Source organism: Streptomyces sp. NBC_00637 (assembly GCF_045161545.1).
Lineage (GTDB): Bacteria > Actinomycetota > Actinomycetes > Streptomycetales > Streptomycetaceae > Streptomyces.
The window spans coordinates 8,065,053-8,088,878 of sequence record NZ_CP109046.1 but is presented as its reverse complement, the minus strand read 5'-3'; the positions used below and the strand labels follow the sequence as shown (position 1 = coordinate 8,088,878).

22 protein-coding genes are annotated in these 23,826 nt (G+C 70.8%); 8 read left to right on the top strand and 14 right to left on the bottom strand.

The window, feature by feature from the left end; translation table 11 throughout:
• Window positions 1–23 precede the first annotated feature (23 nt).
• From OG440_RS35730 to OG440_RS35715, 4 genes are read right to left on the bottom strand one after another with little or no spacing between them, the layout of a single operon-like run.
• Window positions 24–1,001 carry an ABC transporter substrate-binding protein gene (locus OG440_RS35730; RefSeq protein WP_406010899.1) on the bottom strand — a complete coding sequence of 326 codons (978 nt, stop codon included), beginning with the start codon at window positions 999–1,001 and terminating at the stop codon, window positions 24–26.
• Between the two features lie 11 nt (window positions 1,002–1,012).
• Window positions 1,013–2,986, bottom strand: a complete 1,974-nt coding sequence (locus tag OG440_RS35725; protein ID WP_406010898.1) for an ABC transporter permease — start codon at window positions 2,984–2,986, stop codon at window positions 1,013–1,015.
• Entirely contained in the window at window positions 2,986–4,074 is a 1,089-nt protein-coding gene (locus OG440_RS35720; RefSeq protein WP_406010897.1) for a glycine betaine/L-proline ABC transporter ATP-binding protein, read from the bottom strand. Before OG440_RS35720 ends, OG440_RS35725 begins: the two co-directional genes overlap by 1 nt.
• Before the next feature lie 20 nt (window positions 4,075–4,094).
• Complete coding sequence (locus tag OG440_RS35715) at window positions 4,095–5,564, bottom strand: aldehyde dehydrogenase family protein (RefSeq protein ID WP_406010896.1); 1,470 nt, start codon at window positions 5,562–5,564, stop codon at window positions 4,095–4,097.
• Window positions 5,565–5,784: 220 nt separating this feature from the next.
• On the opposite strand from OG440_RS35715, the gene purU reads away from it, so the two are divergent.
• A complete protein-coding gene (gene purU / locus OG440_RS35710) occupies window positions 5,785–6,666 on the top strand; it encodes a formyltetrahydrofolate deformylase (RefSeq protein WP_406010895.1) in 882 nt (293 codons plus the stop codon).
• Window positions 6,667–6,769: 103 nt separating this feature from the next.
• Here purU and betA read toward each other — a convergent pair whose 3' ends face one another.
• The gene (betA, locus tag OG440_RS35705) at window positions 6,770–8,446 is read right to left on the bottom strand and encodes a choline dehydrogenase (protein WP_406010894.1); all 1,677 of its coding nucleotides are present in this window, start codon (window positions 8,444–8,446) and stop codon (window positions 6,770–6,772) included.
• 202 nt (window positions 8,447–8,648) lie between these two features.
• Here betA and OG440_RS35700 point away from each other — a divergent pair, with 202 nt between their 5' ends.
• Window positions 8,649–9,395, top strand: coding sequence for an IclR family transcriptional regulator (locus OG440_RS35700; RefSeq protein WP_406011553.1), 747 nt, complete (start codon window positions 8,649–8,651; stop codon window positions 9,393–9,395).
• Window positions 9,396–9,404: 9 nt separating this feature from the next.
• Here OG440_RS35700 and OG440_RS35695 read toward each other — a convergent pair whose 3' ends face one another.
• The 5 genes from OG440_RS35695 to OG440_RS35675 all read right to left on the bottom strand — a co-directional run bounded on the left by OG440_RS35695 (window position 9,405) and on the right by OG440_RS35675 (window position 14,168).
• Complete coding sequence (locus OG440_RS35695; RefSeq protein WP_406010893.1) at window positions 9,405–10,535, bottom strand: aromatic ring-hydroxylating dioxygenase subunit alpha; 1,131 nt, start codon at window positions 10,533–10,535, stop codon at window positions 9,405–9,407.
• Between the two features lie 126 nt (window positions 10,536–10,661).
• Window positions 10,662–11,825, bottom strand: a complete 1,164-nt coding sequence (locus OG440_RS35690) for an NAD(P)/FAD-dependent oxidoreductase (RefSeq protein ID WP_406010892.1) — start codon at window positions 11,823–11,825, stop codon at window positions 10,662–10,664.
• Window positions 11,822–12,184, bottom strand: coding sequence for a bifunctional 3-phenylpropionate/cinnamic acid dioxygenase ferredoxin subunit (locus OG440_RS35685; RefSeq protein ID WP_406010891.1), 363 nt, complete (start codon window positions 12,182–12,184; stop codon window positions 11,822–11,824). The genes OG440_RS35690 and OG440_RS35685 overlap by 4 nt, the downstream gene beginning before the upstream one ends.
• Window positions 12,185–12,447: 263 nt before the next feature.
• Window positions 12,448–13,080 (bottom strand): MBL fold metallo-hydrolase, encoded by a 633-nt coding sequence (locus tag OG440_RS35680; RefSeq protein ID WP_406010890.1) that lies wholly within the window; start codon window positions 13,078–13,080, stop codon window positions 12,448–12,450.
• Window positions 13,080–14,168, bottom strand: coding sequence for an S-(hydroxymethyl)mycothiol dehydrogenase (locus OG440_RS35675; protein ID WP_406010889.1), 1,089 nt, complete (start codon window positions 14,166–14,168; stop codon window positions 13,080–13,082). The genes OG440_RS35680 and OG440_RS35675 overlap by 1 nt, the downstream gene beginning before the upstream one ends.
• A gap of 341 nt (window positions 14,169–14,509) precedes the next feature.
• Between OG440_RS35675 and OG440_RS35670 the strand changes: the two genes are divergently transcribed.
• Both OG440_RS35670 and OG440_RS35665 read left to right on the top strand, forming a co-directional pair.
• Window positions 14,510–14,878, top strand: coding sequence for a hypothetical protein (locus OG440_RS35670; RefSeq protein WP_406011578.1), 369 nt, complete (start codon window positions 14,510–14,512; stop codon window positions 14,876–14,878).
• A complete protein-coding gene (locus OG440_RS35665; RefSeq protein ID WP_406011552.1) occupies window positions 14,875–15,342 on the top strand; it encodes a BlaI/MecI/CopY family transcriptional regulator in 468 nt (155 codons plus the stop codon). Before OG440_RS35670 ends, OG440_RS35665 begins: the two co-directional genes overlap by 4 nt.
• Before the next feature lie 76 nt (window positions 15,343–15,418).
• Here OG440_RS35665 and OG440_RS35660 read toward each other — a convergent pair whose 3' ends face one another.
• Window positions 15,419–16,048, bottom strand: coding sequence for a ScbR family autoregulator-binding transcription factor (locus tag OG440_RS35660; RefSeq protein WP_406010888.1), 630 nt, complete (start codon window positions 16,046–16,048; stop codon window positions 15,419–15,421).
• Between the two features lie 188 nt (window positions 16,049–16,236).
• On the bottom strand, window positions 16,237–16,971 hold the full coding sequence (locus tag OG440_RS35655; RefSeq protein ID WP_406010887.1) for an SDR family oxidoreductase: 735 nt from the start codon (window positions 16,969–16,971) through the stop codon (window positions 16,237–16,239).
• Window positions 16,972–17,081: 110 nt separating this feature from the next.
• On the opposite strand from OG440_RS35655, the gene OG440_RS35650 reads away from it, so the two are divergent.
• Window positions 17,082–17,696, top strand: a complete 615-nt coding sequence (locus OG440_RS35650; RefSeq protein WP_406010886.1) for a TetR/AcrR family transcriptional regulator — start codon at window positions 17,082–17,084, stop codon at window positions 17,694–17,696.
• Between the two features lie 192 nt (window positions 17,697–17,888).
• Window positions 17,889–18,809: an SGNH/GDSL hydrolase family protein gene (locus OG440_RS35645; protein ID WP_406010885.1), complete on the top strand. Its 921-nt coding sequence runs from the start codon at window positions 17,889–17,891 to the stop codon at window positions 18,807–18,809.
• Between the two features lie 227 nt (window positions 18,810–19,036).
• On the opposite strand, the gene OG440_RS35640 is transcribed toward OG440_RS35645, so the two are convergent.
• The gene (locus tag OG440_RS35640) at window positions 19,037–19,354 is read right to left on the bottom strand and encodes a hypothetical protein (protein WP_406010884.1); all 318 of its coding nucleotides are present in this window, start codon (window positions 19,352–19,354) and stop codon (window positions 19,037–19,039) included.
• Window positions 19,355–19,719: 365 nt separating this feature from the next.
• On the opposite strand from OG440_RS35640, the gene OG440_RS35635 reads away from it, so the two are divergent.
• Window positions 19,720–21,819: an FUSC family protein gene (locus OG440_RS35635; RefSeq protein ID WP_406010883.1), complete on the top strand. Its 2,100-nt coding sequence runs from the start codon at window positions 19,720–19,722 to the stop codon at window positions 21,817–21,819.
• 31 nt (window positions 21,820–21,850) lie between these two features.
• Here the strand turns inward: OG440_RS35635 and OG440_RS35630 are convergent, their stop codons facing one another.
• Window positions 21,851–23,173 carry a cytochrome P450 gene (locus tag OG440_RS35630; protein ID WP_406010882.1) on the bottom strand — a complete coding sequence of 441 codons (1,323 nt, stop codon included), beginning with the start codon at window positions 23,171–23,173 and terminating at the stop codon, window positions 21,851–21,853.
• 152 nt (window positions 23,174–23,325) lie between these two features.
• On the opposite strand from OG440_RS35630, the gene OG440_RS35625 reads away from it, so the two are divergent.
• Window positions 23,326–23,730, top strand: coding sequence for a DUF6153 family protein (locus OG440_RS35625; RefSeq protein WP_406010881.1), 405 nt, complete (start codon window positions 23,326–23,328; stop codon window positions 23,728–23,730).
• The last annotated feature ends 96 nt before the right edge of the window (window positions 23,731–23,826 follow it).

Here is a 23,826-nt window from a genome sequence, read left to right as displayed (position 1 = left end):
CCGGAACGTCTCGCCGACGTGGGTTACTTGATCCAGGCGTCGACCTTGGCGCGGTTGGCCTCCACCCACTTCTTGGCCGCCGCGTCCGGCGACAGCTTGTCCACCGCGATGTACTTGGCCACGGTGTTCTGGTCGTCGTTCGTCCAGTTGAACTTCTTCACCAGGTCGTAGGCCGGGCTGCCGGACTTGGCGAACTCGGCACTGACGATCTTGTCGAGGTCGTAGACGGGATAGTCACAGGCGATCTTCGCCGCGTCGGCGTCGCATCCCGTGGTGTAGGCGGGCAGATCGACCTTGACCAACGGCACCTCGGACAGGAACCACTGGGGCTCGTAGAAGTAGCCGATCACCCATTCCTTGTTCTTCTCGGCCTTGCGGAAGGACTGGATGAGCGCCGTCTCGCTGCCCGCGTACACCACCTTGAAGTCCAGCTTCAGGTTCTTCACCAGCGCCTCGTCGTTGGTGACGTACGACGGGTCCCCGTCCAGCAACTGGCCCTTGCCGCCGGACTCGGAGGTCTTGAAGTTCGCCGCGTACTTGTCGAGGTTCTTCCAGTCGGTGATGTCCGGGTGCGCCTTGGCGAGCCACGGCGGCACGTACCAGCCGATGATGCCCTTGTTACCGGTCGAGCCGGCCGCCACGGCGGTCTTCTGCTGGGTGATGTACTTCTTCTTCAGGTCGTCGTGGCCCCAGTTCTCCAGGACGGCGTCGACCTCGCCGGTCCCGAAGCCCTGCCAGGCGATCTCCTCCTTCAGGTCCTTCTTGGTCACCGTGCAGCCGAGGTCGTGCTGCGCGACGTAGGCGACGACCGCCGCGTCCGCCTCGTAGCCCACCCACGGATTGACGGCGAGGTTGAAGGTGCCGCACTTGCCCGAGCTGCCCGAATCCGCGGAGTCGTCACCGACCTTCGCGCCGCCGCAGGCGGTGAGGGTCAGCCCGATGACAGTCACGACGGCTGTGCCGGCCACGCCGGTTCTCCACTGTCGTACTTGTGTTGCCATGCTGGTGCTCCTTATGCGCTCGCGCGTCGCGCCGCTGCCTGGGTGATCCGGTCGAACATGACTCCGAGAAGGACGATGGCGAGTCCCGCCGCGAGCCCCTTCCCGTACAGCTCCCCCTGTGAGAATCCGGCCACGACGTCGTAGCCGAGGGCGCCCGCTCCTACCAGGCCGCCCACAACAACCATCGACAGCACGTAGATCAGGCCCTGGTTGGTCGCGAGCGTCAGGGCACCGCGTGACATCGGCAGTTGAACCTTGGTGATGATCTGCCAGGTGTTGCACCCGGCGGACGTGGCCGCCTCGACGGTGGTCTCGGGCACGGCCCGCACCCCATCGGCGATGATCTTGATGGCGACCGGCGCCGCGTAGACGATCGCGGCGACGATGGCCGTGAAGCGGGTCGCGCCGAACAGCGCCAGGAACGGCACGAGATAGACGAACGGCGGCATGACCTGCGCCGCGTCCAGGGAGGGCCGCAACAGCCGGTCCACGAGCGGGCTGCGCCCCATCCACACCCCGAGGACGATGCCGAGCAGCATGACCAGCACCGTCGCCACGAGGGTCGAGGCCAGCGTCGTCATGGCGTCCGACCACAGGCCGGTGCCGACCAGCAGGCCGAGGCAGACGGTCGTGGTGACCGCGGCCCACGGGCCGCCGAGCACCGCTCCCTGCGCGATCAGCACCGCGCCGACGAGCCACCACGGGGAGTCGGTGAGCAGTGACTGGAACGGGTTGAGCAGACCATTGGTGATGGCGTCGCGGAAGGCGTTGGTGAGACCCGACAGGTTGTCCTGCGCCCAGGTGGTCGCGGTGTCCGCCGCGCTCGCGATGGAGCTGCCGATGGCGCCGTCGCCGGGGAACTCCGCCGCCCACAGATAGGTGTGCGACAGGTAGACGAGGACCACGGCGACCGCCGCGCCCGTTCCCAGCAGCGGGTTGCGCCACTTGAGGAAGCGGTTCTTCGAACGGCGGGCCGTCTCCTCGCGGACACTGGCGGCGGTGGTGACCCGGTCGAGGACGATGGCCATGACCACGATGGCGAGCCCGGCGTTGAAGGCCGTTCCCACGTCGAGCGACTGGAGGGCCTGGACGACGGTCTTGCCGAGGCCGGGCGCGTCGATCAGGGCCGCGATGGTCACCATGGCCAGGGCGGCCATGATCGACTGGTTGACGCCCATCACCACGGTCCGCTTGGACAGGGGCAGCAGGACCTTCAGCAGTGCCTGCCGGCGGGTCGCGCCCAGCGATTCCGCGGCCTCGACGGTGGTCTCCGGCACCGAACGGATGGCGTGCGCGGTGATCCGGATGGCGGGCGGTGCCGCGTAGATCACGGTGGCGATCGTGGCGGAGGCACCGCCGATCAGGAAGAACAGGGTCAGCGGGGCGAGGTAGACGAAGGTCGGCATCGTCTGCATGAAGTCCAGGAAGGGCGTCACGATCCGGTTGACGCGGTCGGACAGCCCCGCCCACACGCCCAGCGGGATCGCGAACAGCAGCGCCACGAAGACCGCGGAGAGGGTGAGCGACAGGGTGTCCATGCTCTCCTGCCACAGACCCTGCAAGCCCAGGAAGGTGAAGCCCGCCACGGCCAGCAGGGCCACCCGCCAGTTGCCCACGGCCCAGGAGACGTAGCCCACGATCCCGACGACGCCGAGCCATCCGATCTGCGGCAGGGGGCGGCCGGCGGAGGGCTGCGAGATCAGATGCCGGATGAAGGTCACCAGGTTGTCGATGACCAGGCGGATCTCGTTGAAGAAGTAGAGGAACAGCGGGTTGGAGTTGCGGTCGGCGCCGATCGAGTCGTTGACGTCGTTGAACCACCGGTGCAGGCCGGTGAGGTCGGCCGCCGCCAGCGTCATCGTCTGCTTCCCGCGCAGGACGACGAAGAGGAGCAGCCAGGCCACCAGGATCACGGCCACCACCGTGCGCCGGCGGACCTTGCGCACACCGGCGAGCGGTGCGGACTTCTCCAGGGCGACGGCCATCACGCGTCGCCTTCCCGCCCGGCGACCACCGCGAGGATCTCCTCGTCGCCGACGATGCCGAGCAGTTTGCCGTTCTCCACGACCTTGACCGGCCGGTCCGCCGCCAGTACCGCCCGGGTGGCCTCCTTCACCACGACGTCCGGGCCCAGCTCGGGGCCGTCCAGCGCGTCGTCGGGCTCCGCGGGGCGCATGATCCACCGCAGGGTGAGCACATCGCCGCGCGGCACGTCCTTGACGAAGTCGCGCACGTAGTCGTCGGCCGGGGCGCCCACCAGCTCGTCGCCGGTGCCGCACTGGACCATCTTGCCGTCGCGCATGATCAGGATGCGGTCGCCCAGTTTCAGCGCCTCGGAGAGGTCGTGGGTGATGAACACCATGGTCTTGCCGACCTCGTGGTGCAGCCGGATGACCTCGTTCTGCATGTCGCGGCGGATCAGCGGGTCGAGCGCCGAGAAGGGCTCGTCGAAGAAGAGCACGTCCGGGTTGCCGGCCAGCGCCCGGGCGAGGCCCACGCGTTGCTGCATACCGCCCGAGAGCTGGTCGGGGTAGGAGTTCTCGTAGCCGGAGAGACCGACCAGTTCGACGACCTCCAGGGCCCGCTTGCCGCGTTCGGCCCTGCTCATGCCGCGGATCTCCAGGCCGAAGGCCACGTTGTCGACGACTCGGCGGTGCGGCAGCAGCCCGAAGTGCTGGAAGACCATGGAGAACTTGCGGCGCCGCAGTTCGCGCAGGCGTCGGGCGTCGGCCTGGCGGATGTCCTCGCCCTCGAAGACGAGTTCACCGGCGGTGGGTTCGATCAGCCGCGTCAGACATCGCACCAGGGTGGACTTGCCCGAACCGGACAGGCCCATGACGACGAACACCTCGCCCCTGCGGACGTCGAAGTCCACCTCCCGTACGGCGGCGGTGCAGCCGGTCCGGTCCATGAGTTCGCGGCGGGTGAGGCCGCACAGCTCCTCCGAGTCCGGTACCTGGTCCGCCTTCGGGCCGAACACCTTCCACAGCCGGCGCACGGATATGACCGGGGTACCGTCCGCATCCTCGGGCGCGCCGTGCCGCTGCGGCACCTCGGTCTGTGTTGGGGTCATGATCGACCTCTCTTCGGCGTTCAGCCGCGGAACCAGTGCTGCGGCCGGGGTTGGATGTTCTGCCAGATGTGTTTGGGCTCTCGGTACTCGTCCAGGCCGGTCGGTCCCAGCTCCCGTCCCACGCCCGAATGCCCGAAGCCACCCCATTCCGCTTGCGGCACGTAGGGGTGGTAGTCGTTGATCCACACCGTGCCGTGACGCAGCCGCCGGGCCACCCGCTGGGCCTTGCCGGCGTCCTGTGTCCACACGGCTCCGGCCAGGCCGAACTCGGTGTCGTTGGCGATCCGCACGGCGTCGTCCTCGTCGGTGAAGCGCTCGACGGTGAGCACGGGCCCGAAGGACTCCTCGTGCACGACGCGCATGTCCTGCCGGCACTCGTCGAGGACGGTGGGCGGGTAGTAGAAGCCCTCGGCGAGGGCCGGGTCGTCGGGCCGTTCCCCGCCGCAGCGCAGCACGGCGCCCTCGGCGAGGCCCGTGGCGACGTACGCCTCGACCTTCTCGCGGTGCTGCGCGGAGATCAGCGCTCCGGTGTCGGCCTCGGGGTCGAAGGGCCCGCCGAGGCGGATCCGCCGGGCGCGGCGGACCACCTCGTCGACGAGCCGGTCGTGCAGCGCGTCCTCCACGATCAGCCGGGCGCCGGCCGAGCAGACCTGCCCCGAATGCAGGAAGACGGCCGTGAGAGCGAAGTCCACGGCCGTCTCGAAGTCGGCGTCGGCGAAGATCACGTTGGGGTTCTTGCCGCCGAGTTCCAGCGCCACCTTCTTCACGGTCGCCGCCGCGGTGGCCATGATCCGTTTGCCGGTCTCCAGGCCCCCGGTGAAGGAGACCATGTCGACGGCGGGGCTCTCGGAGAGCGGGGCGCCGACCTCGGGCCCGGTGCCCAGGACGAGGTTGGCGGCGCCGGCCGGCAGTCCGGCCTCGGCCAGCGCCCTCATCAGCAGGATCGAGGTGGAGGGGGTGAGCTCGCTGGGCTTGAGGACGATCGTGTTGCCCGCGAGGAGAGCCGGGGCGACCTTCCAACTCGCTTGCAGCAGAGGGTAGTTCCAGGGGGTGATCAGCCCGCACACGCCGATCGGCTCGTAGACGACGCGGCTGACGGCGTCGTCGCGTCCGGTGTCGATCACCCGGCCTGCGGCGGTGCCCCCGATCCCTCCGTAGTAGCGGAAGCAGGAGACGACGTCGGCGATGTCGTACTCGCTCTCCACCAGCCGTTTACCGGTGTCGAGCGACTCCGCGCGGGCGAACTCCTTGGCGTCGCGCTCGACGAGGTCGGCGGTACGCAGCAGCAGCGCGCCGCGCTCCCGCTCGGAGGTGCGCGGCCAGGGTCCCTCGTCGAAGGCGCGGCGGGCGGCGGCGATCGCCGTCTCGGTGTCGGGACGCGTCCCTTCCGAGACGGTCGCGGTGAGGGAGCCGTCCGCGGGACAGCGGATCTCCCGGCGCCCGCCCTCCGACGGGTCCCGCCATTCCCCGGCCACATACAGGTCTGCCACGCGCCAATGCCCTTCAGCCCGAAATGCGTTGCGCATCATGCATTCAATTGCTTGTGGTGGAACACCTTGACGAACGCCACAGACCTGCGTCAAGAGGGCGGGGGATGACGATTTCGCCAGGGGGGCACTTGCGCGGTCACCCTTGACCGACAGCGGCGTCGAGTCGACCATGTTGCGTATCGCTCACCATGTTGTGCAATACGCACCGTCGGAGGTCACCGTGCCCCCTGATCACCCTCGTCCGCAGTCCGGTCGTGAGTACGTCCTCACCCTCTCCTGTCCCGACAGCGCCGGGCTGGTCCACGCGGTGAGCGGCTTTCTCGTCCGGAACTCGGGCAACATCCTGGAAAGCCAGCAGTTCGACGACCGGCTCCAGGGCCGCTTCTTCATGAGGGTTCACTTCGACGTCCGCGACCCGGACGCGAACGTGAAAACACTGCGTTACCGTTTCGGTCCCGTCGCCGAGGCCTACGGCATCACCTGGGCCCTGCGCGAGGCCTCGACCCCCACCCGGACACTGATCATGGTGTCCAGGTTCGGGCACTGCCTCAACGACCTGCTGTTCCGCCGGCGCACCGGCGCGCTCAACATCGAGATCCCGGCGATCGTCTCCAACCACCGGGACTTCGAGGGCCTGGCGAAGACGTACGGCATCCCCTTCCACCACATCCCCGTCACCAGGGACACCAAGGCCGAGGCCGAGGCGCGCCTGCTGGAGCTGGTGCGGGAGCTGGACGTCGACCTGGTGGTACTGGCCCGCTACATGCAGATCCTCTCCGACGACCTGTGCAAGCAGCTCGAGGGGCACGCCATCAACATCCACCACTCCTTCCTCCCCAGCTTCAAGGGCGCTCGACCCTACGACCAGGCCTACGACCGCGGGGTGAAGCTCGTCGGCGCGACGGCCCACTATGTGACCCCGGACCTGGACGAGGGACAGATCATCGAACAGGACGTGGTGCGGGTGGACCACTCGCTCGCCCCGGGTGACCTGGTCACGGTCGGCCGGGACGTGGAGGCACAGGTACTCGCGCACGCCGTCAAGTGGCACAGCGAGAGCCGCGTGATGGTGTACGGCAACCGCACGGTGGTCTTCCGCTGACCGGGCGGCGACCGTGGGGCGGGTCCGGCAGCGGGCCCGCCCCACGGTCGTATACGGCCGACGTCGGCCGAGCATCCCGTCCGACGCCTGCGGACGGGCCCGTTCAGGCCCGGCCGGCCTGCTGCCGGTCGTCGCGGTGACGGTAGTAGACGGCCTTGGACGGCGCCTGCGGCTCCTTGCCGAGGATCAGGTCGGCGGCCTTCTCGGCGATCATCATCACCGGCGCGTAGATGTTGCCGTTGGTGACGTACGGCATCACCGAGGCGTCCACCACGCGCAGCCCCTGCGTGCCGTGCACCCGCATGCTGGTGGGATCGACGACGGACATCTCGTCGGTGCCCATCTTGCACGTACAGGACGGGTGCAGGGCGGTCTCGCCCTCCTTCGCGACCCAGGCGAGGATCTCCTCGTCCGACTCCACCTCCCGGCCGGGCGAGACCTCCCCGTCGTTGTACGGGGCGAGCGCGGGCTGGTCGAGGATGTCGCGGGCCACCCGGATCGCCTCGACCCACTCGCGGCGGTCCTGCTCGGTGGAGAGGTAGTTGAAGCGCAGCGCCGGGTGCTCGCGCGGGTCCTTGCTCTTGATCTTCACGGAGCCGATGGCGTCGGAGTACATGGGGCCCACGTGCACCTGGTAGCCGTGGCCGCCGGCCGGCGAGGAGCCGTCGTAGCGGACCGCGATCGGCAGGAAGTGGAACATCAGGTTGGGGTAGTCGACGTCCTCGTTGCTGCGGGCGAAGCCGCCGGCCTCGAAGTGGTTGGTCGCGGCCGGCCCCTTGCGGAAGAGCCACTGGAGCCCGATGAAGGGGGCGCGCCACTTGGCCATGTACGGCTGCATGGAGACCGGCTGCTTGCACGCGTACTGGACGTAGACCTCGAGGTGGTCCTGCATGTTCTCGCCGACGCCCGGCAGGTCGTGGACGACGTCGACGCCGAGGGCGCTCAACTCCTGCGCGTTGCCGACGCCGGAGAGCTGGAGCAGCTGCGGCGAGTTGATCGCGCCGCCGCACAGGATGACCTCCGCGGCGCGGACCTGCCGGGGCGCGCCCTTGCCGCGCCGGTACTCGACGCCGACGGCCCGCTTGCCCTCGAAGAGCACCCGCGTGACGAGGGTGCGGGTCCTGACGGTGAGGTTGGGCCGCTTCCTGACGGGCTTGAGGTACGCCTTCGAGGCCGACAGGCGCCGCCCGCGGTGGACGTTGCGGTCGAACTTGGCGAACCCTTCCTGCCGGAAGCCGTTGACGTCGTCGGTGGGTGCGTAACCCGCTTCCCGGGTGGCCTCGAGGAAGGCGCCGAAGAGCGGGTTGGTCGCGGGGCCGCGTTCGAGGACGAGGGGTCCGTCGTGGCCGCGGAACTCGTCGTCCGGGTCGGCTGCGAGGCAGTTCTCCATGCGCCGGAAGTACGGCAGACAGTGCGCGTAGTCCCAGGTCTCCATCCCGGGGTCGGCCGCCCAGCGCTCGTAGTCCATCGGGTTGCCGCGCTGGAAGATCATGCCGTTGATGCTGCTGGAGCCGCCCAGCACCTTGCCGCGCGCGTGGTAGACGCGCCGGCCTCCCATGTGGGGCTCGGGCTCGGACTCGTACTTCCAGTCGTAGAACCGGCTGCCGATCGGGTACGTCAGCGCCGCGGGCATGTGGATGAAGACATCCCACGGATAGTCGGAGCGACCGGCCTCGAGGACCAGCACCCGGTTCGCCGGGTCGGCGGAGAGCCTGTTCGCCAGTGCGCTGCCGGCCGATCCGCCGCCGACGATGACGAAGTCGTAGTGCAGGGGAGCCATGATGCCTCGTCTCGCTCGCGCCGTAGATACGCGAGGCATGGTAATGGAGGTAGCGTCATGCGCACCAGGTTGCGAACCGCGCAACTTGCAAGGTCTTCGTTTCGGCTTCGCTGCTTGCCGTCGTGTTGTTTACTGCGCGTATAGTTGTGTCGTGAGCAACCACAGCCAAGACACCGAAACGACAAGTTCGCAGGCCGGCGGAGTGCAGTCGGTCGACCGAGCCATCAGCGTCCTGGAGATTCTCGCCCAGCGCGGCGAGGCGGGCGTCAGTGAAGTGGCCGCCGAGATCGATGTTCACAAATCCACCGCGTTTCGTCTGCTCGGCGCCTTGGAGGCGCGCGGTCTGGTGGAGCAGGCGGGCGAGCGCGGCAAGTACCGACTGGGCTTCGGCATCGTGCGGCTGGCCGGTGCGGTGACCGGACGCATCGACATCACCCAGCAGGGCCGCCCCGTCTGCGAGCGCCTCGCAGAGGAGATCGGCGAGACGGTCAACATCGCCGTCATGCAGGAGCACTACGCGATCAACCTCTACCAGGTGCGCGGCCCCGGGGCCATCACCGCGCACAACTGGGTCGGCCAGCTGACCCCGTTGCACGCCACCTCCAGCGGCAAGATCCTGCTGGCTTACCTCCCCGCCAAGGAGCGCGCCGCGCTGCTGACGGAGACCGGGTTGAAGAAGGTCACCCCGCACACCATCACGGCCAAGACCAAGATCGAGAAGAACCTCGCCGAGGCCCGGGAGCGCGGCTACGCCTGGACCCTGGAGGAGCTGGAGATCGGCCTGCACGCCATGGCCGCTCCGGTCCGCAACCGCGACGGCGAGGTCATCGCGGCGCTGAGTGCCTCGGGGCCCGCGTACCGGTTCACCGAGGAGCGTCTGCACGAGCTCTCCCCGGTGCTGCTCAAGGGCGCCGAGGAGATCAGTCACCGGATGGGCTATCTGGGCTGAGCGGCCCGGCTACCGCGGGCGGGCACCCAGGCGCTCGTTCACCCAGTCGTGGAAAGCGCCGATGTGGTGCTCGCTGGGCACCAGCACCCCGCCCTTGGCGTACATGCGGGAGCTCATCCCGGGCTGGGTGCGCTCGCACGCGTCGAAGTCCTGCCGGTTGACCCGGTCGAAGAGTTCCACGGACCGGCTGACGTCCTTGCCGCTCTCGACGACGTGCGGGAGGTAGAGCCAGTCGCACTCGACGATCGTGCGGTCGACGGCCACCGGGTACATCCGGTGGAAGATCACATGGTCGGGGACGAGGTTGACGAAGACCTGCGGCCTGACGGTGATCGCGTAGTAGCGGCGGTCCTGGTCCTGCGCCACCCCGGGAATGCGGTCCAGCCCTTCGGAGCCGTCCACGGTGAAGCCCCGGACCTCCTCGCCGAACTCGGCGCCGTGCCCGACGTAGTACTGCGCGGCGTACCCGTCGGCGAACTCGGGGAGCACCTCGGTGAGTTCGGGGTGGATGGTGGCGCAGTGGTAGCACTCCATGAAGTTCTCGATGACGAGCTTCCAGTTCGCCTTCACGTCGTAGACGATGCGTCGGCCGACCGAGAGGCTCTCGATGCCGTAGCGCTCGATCGACTCCACGTCGCCGAGCCGGGCGACGACATCGCCGACGACGGCCTCCTCGAAGGACGGCGGGTCCTCCGCGAGGCAGACCCAGACGTAGCCGAGCCATTCCCGGACGGCGACGGGGGCCAGACCGTACTCGGTGCGCCCGACGTCGGGCATCTTGGTGAGGTTGGGCGCCGCGACGAGCTTGCCGTTCAGGTCGTACGTCCAGGCGTGGTACGGGCACTGGAAGGCCCGCTTCACTTCGCCCGTCTCCTCGGTGCGGAGTCTGGCCCCGCGATGCCGGCACACATTGAAGTAGGCGCGGACGGTGTTGTCCCGCGCGCGGGTGACGAGGATGCTCTCGCGGCCCACGTCGACCGTGCGGAAGGCGCCGGGCTTCGCCAGCTCGGAGGCGCGTGCGACGCAGAACCACATGGTCTCGAATATGTGCTCCTGCTCCTGGGCGAAGACCGCCGCATCCGTGTAGGAGGAGCCGGGGAGGGTGGCGATCAGGCTGTCCGGCAGTCCGGTCGAGGTCACAGGTCACTCCTCGGGAGACGTCAGGGAGGGGACATTCACGCGCCGGGAAGAGCGACTCCCGCGTTGTGCATGAGGCAACACTGCGTGCAATACGCAACCGCAGCATGAAATGCCGCGGGCGTGGTGTCAAGACGTCGCGGCGGCGAGCTGCTTGCGCCAGCGCATGAACAGCCGGGGCTGGTTCATGCCGAGCACCGCGACCGGATCTCCGGCGCGCCGGTAGACGGCCAGGACGTTGCGCTCGTCCACGGCGCCTTCCTCGACGGTCACACTGTCGGCGCCGGCCGCATGACCGGCGAACTGGATCCTGACGCCGTACTGGTCGGACCAGAAGTACGGCGGCCTGGGCGGACCCGGCGCCACCGCGCCCCCCGCCAGCAGCGCGGCGACGGCGGCGTCGGGGCGCTCCCGCGCGCCGGTCCAGTGCTCGACGCGGCGGTGGGCACCGGCGCGGGGGTCGTACCAGTTGGCGCAGTCGCCGACCGCGACCACCCCGGCCAGGCCGGTGCGGCCGTCGGCGCCGCACTTGACGCCGTTGTCGAGCTCGACGCCGGAGCCCTCCAGCCACTCCACGCACGGGCGGGCACCCACGCCCACGACGACGAGGTCGGCCGGGACGCTGCGGCCGTCGTCGAGCAGGACGGCGTCCACGGCCCGCTTCCCGCCGAGCCCCTTGACGCCCACTCCGCACAGCAGCCGTACGCCGTGGTCCGTGTGCAGGCCGGAGACGATGCCGCCCATGGCCGCACCGAGCGGCCCCGCCAGGGGCGTCGGGGCCGCCTCCACGACCGTCACTTCGAGCCCCAGGGCGTAGGCGGTGGAGGCCACCTCCGCACCGATGAAGCCGCCGCCGATCACCACCAGCCGTCCGCCGCGGCCCAGTTCGTCACGCAGGGCGCGGGCGTCGTCCAGGGTGCGCAGGACGTGCACCCCGGCCAGGCCCTCGGTCCCGGGCAGCGTGCGCGCGGCGGCGCCGGTCGCGACGACGAGGCCGTCGGCGCGGACCTCCCGTCCGTCGGCGAGCCGCACGGTACGGCCGGTGCGGTCCAGGCCGGTGGCTCGTACGCCGAGCAGCCACTCGGCGCCCAGGTCCTCGTCCCGCGACTCCAGTGCGAGATCCGCCTCGCCGAGCGTGCCGGCCAGGAACTCCTTGGACAGCGGCGGCCGGTCGTAGGGGCGATGGAGCTCGTCGCCGATGACGACGAGCCGTCCGTCGTAGCCCTGCTTCCTCAGCGAGCGCGCCGCCGAGAGTCCGGCGAGCGAGGCGCCCACCACGGCCACGGTCCTCACGCGGAACCCCCGGTGAGCCGGGACGCGACGCAGGGCGGCAGGTTGGGGGCGTCCGTCGACACCCGGACGTGGACCACGCCGTCCTCGAGGACGACCTCGTGCGTGCGCACCGGGAGCTTGGCCGGCGGGGCGTCGACGGCGCCGGTGCGCAGGTCGAACTTCGAGGCATGCAGCGGGCATTCCACCTCGCAGCCCTCCAGCCAGCCGTCGGCGAGCGAGGCGTCCTGGTGGGTGCAGGTGTCGTCGATGGCGAAGAGCTCGCCGTCGTCGGTATGGAACACCGAGACCGGCGGATCGATGTCGAGCCGGAAGGCCTCACCTCGCGGGAGATCCGCGAGACGGCACGCGGGAATCTTCATGACACCTCGGTGCGTATGACGAAACGGATTGCGGTAAGCGCAACATCAGTCTGGAGTCGGCCCGAATCCTTGTCAAGGCATTCACAAGCCGTACAACTCGGCGCTCGGAGTTGCGCTATACGCATGATGATGCGCAATACGAGACGTCAGGGGCCGGCCGCCCCCCTGTCGGTACAGGGGAGTGACGACATGAAGGCGGCCCGCCTCCTCACCCTGTGACGGGTGGGGAAACGGGCGCGCGGCCCCGTGTGCCTGCCGGACGGTCAGAAGCCCCGGTCGATCCACTCCTGAAGGTGCGGAGCCTCGGCGGCGACGGTGGTCGTCTTCCCGTGACCGGTGTACACGACGGTGTCGCGGGGCAGCGTGAGCAGCCGGTCGCGGATCGAGTCGACGATGGTGGGGAAGTCGCTGTACGACCTGCCTGTCGCCCCCGGCCCGCCCGCGAAGAGCGTGTCGCCGCCGAAGAGCGCCGTCAGCGCCGGCGCGTACAGGCAGACCGCGCCGGGGGCGTGGCCGGGGGTGTGCAGCACGGTCAGGGCGACGCCGGCGATGTCGAGGACCTGCCCCTCGGCCAGTTCACCGTCGGGCGCGCGGTCGGGGTGGGTCTGCTTCCACAGCGGCAGGTCGTCGGGATGGAGCAGGACCGGGGCGCCGGTGAGCGCGGCGAGGGCGGGCGCGGCGTCGATGTGGTCATTGTGGGCGTGGGTGCACACGATGGCCCGCAGGGTGCGTCCGCCGAGCGCCTCGGCGATGGCCCCGGCGTCGTGCGCGGCGTCGACGACGATCACCTCCTCGTCGTCGCCGATGATCCACACGTTGTTCTCGACCTCCCAGGTGCCGCCGTCCAGCGCGAACGTCCCCGAGGTGACCAGGTGTTCGATGCGCACCCCGGCCATCAGAGGAGCACCACCGAACGCAGGACCTCGCCACCGTGCATCCGGCCGAACGCCTTCTCCACCTCGTCCAGCCCGATGGTCTCCGTGACGAAGGCGTCCAGATCCAGCCGTCCCTGCAGACAGAGGTCGACGAGCATCGGGAAGTCGCGGGAGGGCAGGCAGTCCCCGTACCACGACGACTTCAGCGAGCCGCCGCGCCCGAACACGTCCAGCAACGGCAGCTCCAGCTTCATCTCCGGGGTCGGCACGCCGACCAGGACGACCGTGCCGGCGAGGTCGCGGGCGTAGAACGCCTGCCGGTACGTCTCGGGGCGGCCCACCGCCTCGATGACGACGTCGGCGCCGAAGCCGCCGGTCAGCTCGCGGATCGCCTCGACCGGGTCGGTCTCCCGGGAGTTGACGGTGTGCGTCGCGCCCAGGGTCCTGGCCGTGGCCAGCTTCCGGTCGTCGATGTCCACCGCGATGATCTTCGCCGCGCCCGCCAGCCGGGATCCGACGACCGCCGCGTCACCGACACCGCCGCAGCCGATGACGGCCACGCTGTCACCGCGTCCGACGTTCCCGGTGTTGATGGCGGCGCCGATGCCCGCCATCACGCCGCAGCCGAGCAGTCCCGCGGCGGCCGCCGACACGGCCCGGTCGACCTTGGTGCACTGCCCGGCGGCCACCAGTGTCTTCTCCGCGAACGCGCCGATGCCGAGCGCCGGGGACAGTTCCTCTCCGGTCGAGGCGAGGGTCATCTTCTGCCGGGCGTTGTGGGTGTCGAAGCAGTACCAGGGCCGTCCGCGCCGGCAGGCACGGCACCGGCCGCACACCGCTCGCCAGTTGAGGATGACGAAGTCGCCGGGTGCCACATCCGTGACGCCCTCCCCCACCGACTCCACGACACCCGCGGCCTCGTGCCCCAGCAGGAAGGGGAAGTCGTCGTTGATGCCGCCCTCGCGGTAGTGCAGATCCGTGTGGCAGACCCCGCAGGCTTCGATCTTCACCAGCGCCTCGCCCGGTCCGGGATCCGGCACGATGATCGTTTCCAGGCTGACGGGGGCACCCTTGCCCCGCGCGACGACAGCACGGACCTGGTGCGTCATGGCCACTCCTCGGCTAGGTACGAGACCTCAGTGGATGTTGCTTATGACGACACGCATCTCACGTGCCGCAACGAAGCATCGTGGAGCGCCCACCCGAGGTCAAGGCCCCCGCAGCCTCACGGCAGGCGGGGGAGGCAAAGCCTTTCAGGCTCGGTCCACCCGTGGTCGGCACAAGAAACCCCAGAGGTCCGTCCGGAACGGAAAAGCGGCGTTCTGCTTGATTTGCAAAAGCCGGAACAGTGTGAGCGACGCACCCCTCCGGCGAAGTTCTCCTCGACCACATCACGTACGGAAAATCACCTCCCAACAGCTGGTTTCCGCAGGTCCGTTGAGCGCTCGGCATGAGCTTCGTGCCGATGACCCACGGCGCGGTCCACGCCGTCGAGCATCAGGAGACGGGCATCGCCTCCGCGCTGCTGAACACCGCCCAGCAGATCGGCGGCGCGCTCGGTCTCGCCGTCCTGTCGACCGTCTCCACGAACGCCGCCGCCGACCGGCTCCCCGAGGCGGCCTCGGCCCTCTACCGGGGCCTGGCCGTCGGGGACTCGGCCCTGGTCCGGAAGGCGAGCGGGGCTCTGACCCACGGCTACACCGCGGCCTTCGCCATCACCGCGGTCATGTTCCCCGCCGCGCCGGCGGTCACCGCGGCCGCCATCGACGCGAAGAGGCGACAGCACACCGAGGGCGCACCCGCCGTCCACCTTCGCTGACCTCGGCCCCCGCACGCCCCCTTCACGCCCCCGCCCGCCGGAAGAAGCCGGTCGCCCACACGGCCGGCCGGTCGCCGACCGGGCGGCAGGTCGGTCGGGTTCTTCCGTACGCCGCGCCGGAGGCGGGCGTCCTGGCCGCGCTCCGGGCCGCCGACGGACCGCTCACCCCGGCCGCCGCGCGGCCGGCACTCGGAGCGGACCTGGCCCGCACGACGGTGACGACGATCCTGACGCGCCCGCACGCCAAGGGCGCGGTCACCCGCGCATACGCCGACCGGGGCTGTGTCCACTCCCCCGCCCAGGACGCACCGGGTCTCACCGCCCGCCGCACGCACGCCGAACTGGACACGGACGCCGACCGCTCCACCGCCCTGACCCGCTTCGCCGCGGGACTCGCCCCGAAGGGCAGGGACTTCCTGCGGACCCTGCCCGTCGGTGACGACGGAAGGTCGAGTTCGCCTTGAGTGACTCCGGGTGAATTCCCGAGGCCCTCCCGTGCTCGCCGAACCTCGTGCCGTCCCGCACGGCACGGGCCATCGGCTACTCGGGGAGTTCGTCCAGGGCCTCCCCGACCCCCGAGAGCCGCGAGGCAGGAACCGGCGAGCCCGCCAGCCATGGCAGGAGGAAGGTCCACAACTGCGTCACGCGGTCCACGGAGAGCCAGTCGCGATCCACCGCGCCCAGCACCTCGAACCCCGCCGTCGCCGCCACGATCACGGTCGTCGCGGCGTCGACCGAGACGTCCTGCGCGAGCTCTCCCTCGTGCTGCGCCCGGACGATCAGGTCGTGCACCCACGTCCGCCACCACTGCAGCATCTGCGCCCCGTTCTTACGGGACGGATCACAGCTCAGCCGGAACCCCGCCCTGATCACGGGATCGGTGACCACGGCCATGAGCAGGCTGCACGCGGTGTGCACGAGGGACTGCAACACCGTGTCCGCCGTGCTGCCACATCGTCGCGCCAGTTCCTCCACGGAGTCCGCCGCGGCCCTCTCCACCTCACCGGCGAGATCGTTCTTGCTGGCGAAATGGAAGTGCAGGGCGCCGGTACTCACACCGGCCCGCTCGCTGATGACGGGAAGGGAAGCCCGCGCGTACCCCTCGGCGGCGAACAACTCGGCAGCCGCTCGGACAAGTGACTGACGTGTGAGCGCCGCTCGCGCCTGCATGACCATCAGGTCTCCCTCCCTCCACCCCGACAGGACGACGCGGGACCGGGCCCGCTCGTCCGAAACGTGGAGAGCATCCCACCGGTGATCTGCTAGTAAACCGCGCGTTTGGTATTTTTTTCCGGGGTGATGCCCTCCCCACCTCCGCTGTGGGCTCGAAGTGCCCGACGAGCGGGGTGAATCGCGGCTCAGGCGATGCCGCCGTTCGCGAACAGGACCTGTCCGTTGACCCACCGTCCCGGGCCTGCCAGGAAGGCCACCGTCTCGGCGATGTCCTCGGGGGTGCCGAGCCGTTCCAGCGGGGGCTGCGCCGCGAGGCGGTCGATCGACTCCTGGTCCTTGCCCTCGAGGAAGAGCGGGGTGGCGGTCGGGCCGGGCGCGACGGCGTTGACGGTGACGTCCCGACCGCGCATCTCGCGGGCCAGCACCAGCGTCATGGCCTCGACGGCGCCCTTGCTCGCCGCGTAGGCCGCGTACCCGGGGAAGGCGAGCCGGGTCACGGAGGTGGAGAAGGTGACCACCGCCCCGCCGTCGCGGACGCGGCGCGCGGCCTCGCGGGCCACGACGAAGGTGCCACGGACGTTGGTCCGCATCAGCTTGTCGAAGGCGTCGAGATCGAACGTGGCGACCGGCGCGAGGGTCATCACGCCGGCGGTGTGCACCACGACGTCGATCCCACCGAACACCCCCTCCACCACGGAGAAGGCCTCGGCCATGGCTCCCTCGTCCGCGACGTCGCCGGCGACCGCGACCGCCCTGCCGCCGGCCGCCTCGACGGCGGCGACGGTCTCCTGCGCCGCCGCCTTGTTGCCCGCGTAGTGCACACCCACGGCCATGCCCTCGGCCGCGAGCCGTCGGGCCACGGCCCGGCCGATCCCCCCGGAAGCGCCGGTGACGAGTGCGACGCGTGTGGTCTCGGACATGATGCTGCCTCCAGTTTGTTTATGAACGCTGTGTTCATATAACCACGTGGTGAACGCTCCGTCCATATGTCAGGCTGTGGCGTGTCGGACGATGCCTGGAGGTCGGCACCATGCAGAAACGGTCGGAGCCCGAAGCCGCCCCCGGACCACGGCGCGGTCGCGGCCGGCGCCCCGCCGACGAGGTGCGCGCGGACGTCCTCGACGCGGCCGGCGGTCTGCTCCTCGACAGGGGGATGGCCACCTTCACCATCGAGGCGGTGGCCGAGCGCGCGGGAGTCAGCAAGACGACGATCTACAAATGGTGGCCGTCCAAAGGCGCGCTCGCTCTCGACGGCTACTTCCACGTCGTGGAGTCCGCGCTCGCCTTCCCGGACGGCGACGACCTCGAGGCCGACCTCACCGCGCAGCTCCACGCCTTCGTACGGACCGTCACCGAGACCCCGGCGGGGCGGGTGATCGCCGAGCTCATCGGCCAGGCGCAGACCGATCCCGAGCTGTCCGCCGCCCTGCTGGAACGTTACTCGGGCCCGCGGCGGGAACTGGCGGTACGGAGGATGCGGCGGGCGCAGACAGAGGGCCAGCTGCGCGGCGACGTCGATCCCGAGGTCCTGGTGGACCAACTGTGGGGCGCCTGCTACCACCGCCTGCTGATGCCCAACCTGCCCGTCACCGAGGAGTTCGCGACGAGCCTGATCACCAACCTGCTGCGCGGCGTCCGCGCCTGACGAGGGGCGGAGGACGACCGGCGCGGCCCCCCCGTCGCGGACGCGGCCGCCCCCGCTTCCTGCCCCAACACGTTCGCTCCCGGCTCTGGCCCCGGTGACCTACCGGGCGGTATACAAGCCCAGTCGAACGATGAGCCGACCGTACGGGACGGCGTCGTCGACAGGGCGTGGGCTTCAAGGGGGAGGAACTCGATGCAGCGCGACGTACGCACGGGAAGACCGGCCGGTCACGGCCGAAAGGGCGTCACCTTCCTGGCCGCACTGGGCAGTTGTGCCCTGGTCGCCGCCTCCGCGGCACCGGCCGCGGCACACGGCGGTGGCGATGGCGGTGGCGGCAGCCGGTACGTGGCGCTCGGCGACTCCTACACCTCCGGGCCGCTCATCCCTCGGCAGGTGGACGCCAACTGCGCCCGCTCCGACCACAATTACCCGTCGATCGTCGCGGATCGGCTCCGGACGGCCACGTTCAAGGACGTCAGCTGCGCCGGTGCGACCACCGAGCACATGTGGAAGGCGCAGGGCACCAACGGCCCCCAACTCGACGCGGTGGGGCGGAACACCGACATCGTGACCGTCCAGATCGGCGGCAACGACATCGGTTTCGGCTCCATCATCGGCACCTGCGCCCAACTGGCCGCGCAGGACCCGACCGGAGACCCCTGCCGGCGCCACTACAACGCCTCGGGCGTCGACCAGCTCACGGTCGCGACGGTCAAGACCGCCCCCAAGGTCGCCCGGGTCCTCCAGGCCGTGCACGCCCGGGCCCCGCACGCCCGGATCCTCGTCGTCGGGTACCCGGACCTGCTGCCCGACGACGGCAGCGGCTGCGCGCCCTCGGTGCCCTTCGCGACGCAGGACTTCCCCTACCTCCGCGACACCGGCAAGCGGCTCAACCAGATGCTGCGACTGGTGGCGCGCTGGAACCACGCCGAGTACGTCGACACGTACGGCCCGACCATCGGCCACGACATGTGCAAGTCCCCGGCCGAGCGGTGGATCGAACCGTTGCAGCCCGCGTCCCCCGCGGCTCCCGCGCACCCCAACGCCAAGGGCGAGGTAGCCATGGCGGGAGCGGTGTGGCAGCGCCTGACACACGGGCGTGGCGGCCACTGACCGACGAAGGCGAGCGGTGAGCGGTGAGCGGTGAGCGGCGCACAGTGTGCCGTGACCGTGGGCCGTGATCATGGGCGGACATCGTGGGCCCTGATCGTGCGCCGTGATCGATGATCGGTGGTCGGTGGTCGGTGCGCCGGGGTCGGTCGTGGACGTCCGGCGCGGTTCGCCTTCGCCCGGTCCGCGCGGGGCGGGGCCGCGCCCCGGCTCCGCCCCGCGCCGACCGCTCACACGTCGGAATCGATACCGGTGACCACCGCCGGCCCCAGCGGCGCGCTGCTGTCGTCCAGTCCGGCGGCGTGCAGGGCGGAATCCGCGAGCCTGCGGGCGTCCTCCTCCGCGAGAGGACCGCTGTCCGCCTCGACGGCGAGCCGGATCGTGAACGTGTCGTCCTCGTTCACGGTGAGCGGGTCCAGGTCCTGCGCGCTGCCCATCCGCGTGCGGTGCGGATCGGCGGGGCGCAGGGCGCGGCTCAGCCGCGTGCGCGTCTCGTCCTCGACCCCGGCGGTGAAAGTGCCGGGCACGGTGATCACGTACGTCGTCACGGTGTTCCTTTCCTCGGTCCTCGGGTCCTCGGTCCTCGGTCCTCTGATCCTCTGGTCCTCGGGTTCTGGTCCTCGGGTTCCCTCCCGCATACCCCGGAGCGGGCCGGTCGATCTCCACTCCCTCCGGGAAGGCCACCGACGGCCCTCCCCTGCCCCACGGAAGGGCCTGAGCGCGGGGCGTACGTGCCCCGCGCCTGAGCTTTCGGTGCAAACCTCACAGCCATGCACCCGTAGGCGAGCGTCCCGAAGCGCGGGGACCAGCAGCGATGCGCGGGGCGCGGCGTCGCCCACCTGCGTGAGCTCCCGACCCGCGCGACACTGAAAGCCGCGGATGATCCTCGGGTGGCGCGCGGAGAGGAGCGCTGATGCCCAAGCGGCCGTCGCTCGCCGAATCCGTCCGGGCCGGCCGGCGTGCGACGCGTGTCACGGTCGCCGCGGCGGCCGGGTTCTATCCGGCCGCGTACATCCTCGATGAGCCCGTGACCGCGGTCTACGCCCTGTTCACGCCCATCGCGTTCGGCGTCCTCTCGCCGGTGCCGGGATCCGGTCGCCGACGGGCGGCGACCGTGCTGCGTGCCCTGCCCGCCGCCGCGGCCCTCACCGCCGCGGGCACGGCCCTCGCCGTCCAGACCTGGTCGGCCGTGGCGGGCATGCTCGCCGTCGGGTTCGGGCTGATGTTCGGCTCGGTGTGCGGGCCGCGCCTGGCCGGCACCGTCCCCGGGCTCCAGCTGTTCTACATCCTCGCCTGTTTCCCGCCGTTCGCCCCCGGAACGCTGCCCCAGCGACTGCTCGGCGTCGCCGTCGGCGGGGCGCTGCTCGTCCTGTGCGAGGTGGTGGTGCTTCCCGATGCGCCGGATCCGTCGTACCGCGACCGGATCGCCGACACCCTGGACCTCGCGGCCCACGCCGCCCGCTCCCTGATCCGTACCCACGGCTCGGAACCCGGTCCGGCCGCACGCCTGAGGGCGGCAGGCCGGGACCTGCGCTTCTCGCGGCAGCCTCCCGGTGCCCGCCCGACCGGAGCGGGCAGGGCGGACCGAGCGCTCGCACAGGCGGGATCCGCGACCCGACGGCTCGTCGACCAGTTGGCCGCCCTCACCGAGGCCGGCCCCGCTCCCTCGGACCTGGCCTCGCGGAATCTGCTGAGCGGCACCGCGGCGGCGTGCGCCGAAACGGCCGGCGCGCTGCGCCGGAGGCGCCCGGCGGCCGGGCCCGAACTGATCGAGGAGATGATCGCCCAGTTCCTGACCGCACGCGACGGTGACCCCACCGCGCGGGTCGCCCGCCCGCACCCCGTTCTGCGGCGGCAGTCGACGGTGCTGACGATCGCGGTGTCCGCCGTGACCGTGCGCACGGCCGTCGCCCTGGCGCTCGACGGCCGCCGACCGGTGCACGGCCTGCCCCGGGAGCAGTTCTGGTACGCGTGGACACCGACCGTCCGTCTGTTCACGGTCCGGCTCGCCGGGAATCTGACGCGGCGATCCGTCGTCTTCCAGAACGCGCTGCGCAGCGCGTGCGGTCTCGCACTCGCCCGGCTGGTGGCGGGCTCACTCGACCTGTCGCACGGCTTCTGGGTACTGCTGACCGTGCTGACCCTCGGGCGGACCACGGCGGGAGCCACCTGGTCCGCCGTCCGCGCGGCCGTCGTGGGGACCATGGCCGGCGCGCTCGCCGCCGGACTGCTCCTCATCGGCGCGGGGCCGTCCACCGAGGTGTACGCGTTCCTGCTCGTGCCGATGATGCTGATCGGCTTCGCGGTGGGCCCGCTGGAAGGGCCGGCGTGGGCGCAAGGGCTGTTCACCCTGGTCGTCTCCACGGCGTTCGCGCAGCTCGCCCCCGTGACGTGGCGGCTCGCGGAGACGCGTGTCGTGGACGTGCTGACCGGGAGCGCGGTCGGGTTGCTGTGCGGGGTGCTCGCCTGGCCGTTCGGGGCCCGCGCCGAGACGCGGCGCAGCATGACGGCACTGCTCCGGTCCGCCGCGCCCGTGGTGCGGGCCACCACCGCCGCCGCGACCGGTGACGGCCCGGCGGACGGCGACGCCGCACGTCAGGCCGTCCGGCTGACCCTGCACCGGCTACGCATCGCGGAGGGCTCGTATGCGCAGTACCGCACCGAGCCCTCCGGACCCGTGCCGGAGTCCGAGGCCGACTACCTCGCCGCGCTCAACTTCGGCTCCCGTGTGCTGGTCGGCGCCTACTGGCTGCCCCGGACGGACCGGCCGCCCGAACTGCCCGCCGCCGCCCTGCACTGGGCCCGGCACATCGGGGAGGAGGCGGAGACAGCCATCGTCCGGGCTGCCGACTTCCCCCCGGGCGGCGTCCGTGTCCGCCTGACGCCGCCGCCCTCCCTGTCCTCCGAGGCCCCGCCACGAGTCCTGTCCCTCCTGAGCGACATCGAGGTGTGGCTCGACGCGCTCGCGGCGGACCTCAGGACGAGCACCGGCCACGGGACGGCCGCCTCCTGACCACCGCGGAGCCGGGACGCTCCGCAGGTTCTCAACCCATCACGGTCGCGAGAGCGGGTCCCTCGGGACGGACGGTCATTCCGTACGCCGTCCTGGTGGGAGTGGAGGAGAACACCAGGGTGTGGACCGGCAACAGGTGTTCGAGCAGCACGGTCGACTCGCGGAGCGCGAACTGAAGGCCGAGGCAGGCACGGGGACCGATGCCGAAAGGGAAGTAGGCGCCCGGGTGCGTGGGCCGACCCCCCGGGGTGACGAACCTCCGTGGGTCGAAGTGCTCGGGATCCGGCCAGAGTTCGGGATCGCGGTGCGTGAGGTACGGGCAGACGAGGATGTCGGTGCCCGCCTCGACGGTGTACCCGGCGAGGATGTCGTCCTCGGCTGCGTGACGGGGCAGGATCCACGCGGACGGATAGAGCCGGAGTGTCTCGTGGATCAGGGCCTGGAGGGCCTGACGGCGTTGCGGCGAGCCCTCGGCGCCGGCCGCGAGCGCCTCTTCGCGGGCGCCGGGGTACCGATCGAGCAGCAGATACAGCCAGGTCAGAGTCGTCGCGGTGGTCTCGTGACCGGCGGCGAGCAGGGTGACCAGCTCGTCGCGGATCAGCTGGTCGGTGTACTCGGGATGCTCGGTGCCGGCGTCGGTGAGAACCTGCAGCAGACCCGGGCCGTCCGGGCCGGCCGACCCGTTTCTGGCGGCGTCGATGGCGTGCCGGGCGACCGCGTCGATCCGGGCGAGATCCGTGGCGACGGCGTCCCGGGCGTCGGAGGCATCGGCGGGCAGGGTCGGAAGGGCGTTCGCCACGACTGCCACGGCGTCCAGTTCGCGCTCGGTCGCGTCATCGAGGGGGTGCCCGGTGAGGGAGCGCCAGATGGCGTCCAGGGCGAAGCGACGCATCTCCCGCCCGACGTCGACGCTCTGCCCGGTCCGGGCGTGACCGGCCCAGCGCTCGGCGGTGGTTCCGGCGGCGCCGGTGATCCGCTGTTCGTAGCGGCGCATCCCGGTCCCGGTGAACTGGGACTGAAGCAGGCGACGTTGACGCTTCCACGCCGAACCCGTGGCGGCGAGGACCCCGTCGCCGATCAGCAGACGCGCGCGGTGGGAACGCTTGACGTACCGCTCCGGGTGCCGGGCCAGGACGTGCTGGACCGCCGACGGGTCGGTGACGAGCACGGTGGGAGACGGCCCGATCCGGAACGCGGCGACACCGCCGCACCGTTCGCGCACCCGGGCCAGCAACTCGACCAGCTCGCCTCTCTCCGAGCGCCACCGCTCCACGAGTTCCGACTCGGCTTCCGGGACCGGTCGTCCCGTACCGGAATCGAGCGAGAGGGAGCCGTGACCGGCTTCTGATTCCATGATTCTTCTCCTGGTCAACCGCTGTGCCGGGCTGCGAGAGAGCACTGACGCGGTGCGGACTGTACGGGATCGCACACCTTCGGTGACAGCGCCCCGGGTCGCCTCGCAACCCTCGAACGCGCCCCTCACAGGGTCCGTCTAGGATGATCCCGATGCAGAGTCGTGAGCGGGGCCGGCTTGAGCGACCGCCCGTGCGGCGGTGGCGGGCGCTGCTCGTGCTCGGACTGCTCGCCGGGATACTGGCCATGCACGCCCTGGCCCCTGGCGGCACCGGCCACGAACACGCCGGCGGGCCACCGCACATGACGGCCGTCTCGGTCAGCGCTCATGACGACTGCGCGGGGGACGGCGGGGACTGCGGCGGAGGACACCTCCATCACGCGGACGCGACCTGTGTTGCCGCCGGGGTGAGCGGTGCGCCGTCCCTGCCCGCGCTCGTTCCCGCCCCGGTGACCGTCCCGGTACGCGCCGCCGACCTCCGCTCGGACGTGACCAGGGCCCCGGACGGCGCACGCGCGCCACCCTCCCTGGCGGAACTCCAACTCCTGCGGATCTAGACACCGTTCGGCGTCGCGTCACCGGTACGGCGACGCGACGCGCCCCGGCACGTCCAGATCCCTTTCCGCACCTCGCGGGACAGACAGCAGGAGTTC

What these genes read in the sequence shown, in the direction of transcription:
- OG440_RS35655 (WP_406010887.1), bottom strand. Translation starts at nt 16,971, where the DNA reads ATGTCCGAGACCACACGCGTCGCACTCGTCACCGGCGCTTCCGGGGGG.
- OG440_RS35725 (WP_406010898.1), bottom strand. Translation starts at nt 2,986, where the DNA reads ATGGCCGTCGCCCTGGAGAAGTCCGCACCGCTCGCCGGTGTGCGCAAG.
- OG440_RS35630 (WP_406010882.1), bottom strand. Translation starts at nt 23,173, where the DNA reads ATGGAATCAGAAGCCGGTCACGGCTCCCTCTCGCTCGATTCCGGTACG.
- OG440_RS35650 (WP_406010886.1), top strand. Translation starts at nt 17,082, where the DNA reads ATGCAGAAACGGTCGGAGCCCGAAGCCGCCCCCGGACCACGGCGCGGT.
- OG440_RS35720 (WP_406010897.1), bottom strand. Translation starts at nt 4,074, where the DNA reads ATGACCCCAACACAGACCGAGGTGCCGCAGCGGCACGGCGCGCCCGAG.
- OG440_RS35645 (WP_406010885.1), top strand. Translation starts at nt 17,889, where the DNA reads ATGCAGCGCGACGTACGCACGGGAAGACCGGCCGGTCACGGCCGAAAG.
- betA (WP_406010894.1), bottom strand. Translation starts at nt 8,446, where the DNA reads ATGGCTCCCCTGCACTACGACTTCGTCATCGTCGGCGGCGGATCGGCC.
- OG440_RS35730 (WP_406010899.1), bottom strand. Translation starts at nt 1,001, where the DNA reads ATGGCAACACAAGTACGACAGTGGAGAACCGGCGTGGCCGGCACAGCC.
- OG440_RS35670 (WP_406011578.1), top strand. Translation starts at nt 14,510, where the DNA reads ATGAGCTTCGTGCCGATGACCCACGGCGCGGTCCACGCCGTCGAGCAT.
- OG440_RS35635 (WP_406010883.1), top strand. Translation starts at nt 19,720, where the DNA reads ATGCCCAAGCGGCCGTCGCTCGCCGAATCCGTCCGGGCCGGCCGGCGT.
- OG440_RS35685 (WP_406010891.1), bottom strand. Translation starts at nt 12,184, where the DNA reads ATGAAGATTCCCGCGTGCCGTCTCGCGGATCTCCCGCGAGGTGAGGCC.
- OG440_RS35675 (WP_406010889.1), bottom strand. Translation starts at nt 14,168, where the DNA reads ATGACGCACCAGGTCCGTGCTGTCGTCGCGCGGGGCAAGGGTGCCCCC.
- OG440_RS35625 (WP_406010881.1), top strand. Translation starts at nt 23,326, where the DNA reads ATGCAGAGTCGTGAGCGGGGCCGGCTTGAGCGACCGCCCGTGCGGCGG.
- OG440_RS35660 (WP_406010888.1), bottom strand. Translation starts at nt 16,048, where the DNA reads ATGCAGGCGCGAGCGGCGCTCACACGTCAGTCACTTGTCCGAGCGGCT.
- OG440_RS35680 (WP_406010890.1), bottom strand. Translation starts at nt 13,080, where the DNA reads ATGGCCGGGGTGCGCATCGAACACCTGGTCACCTCGGGGACGTTCGCG.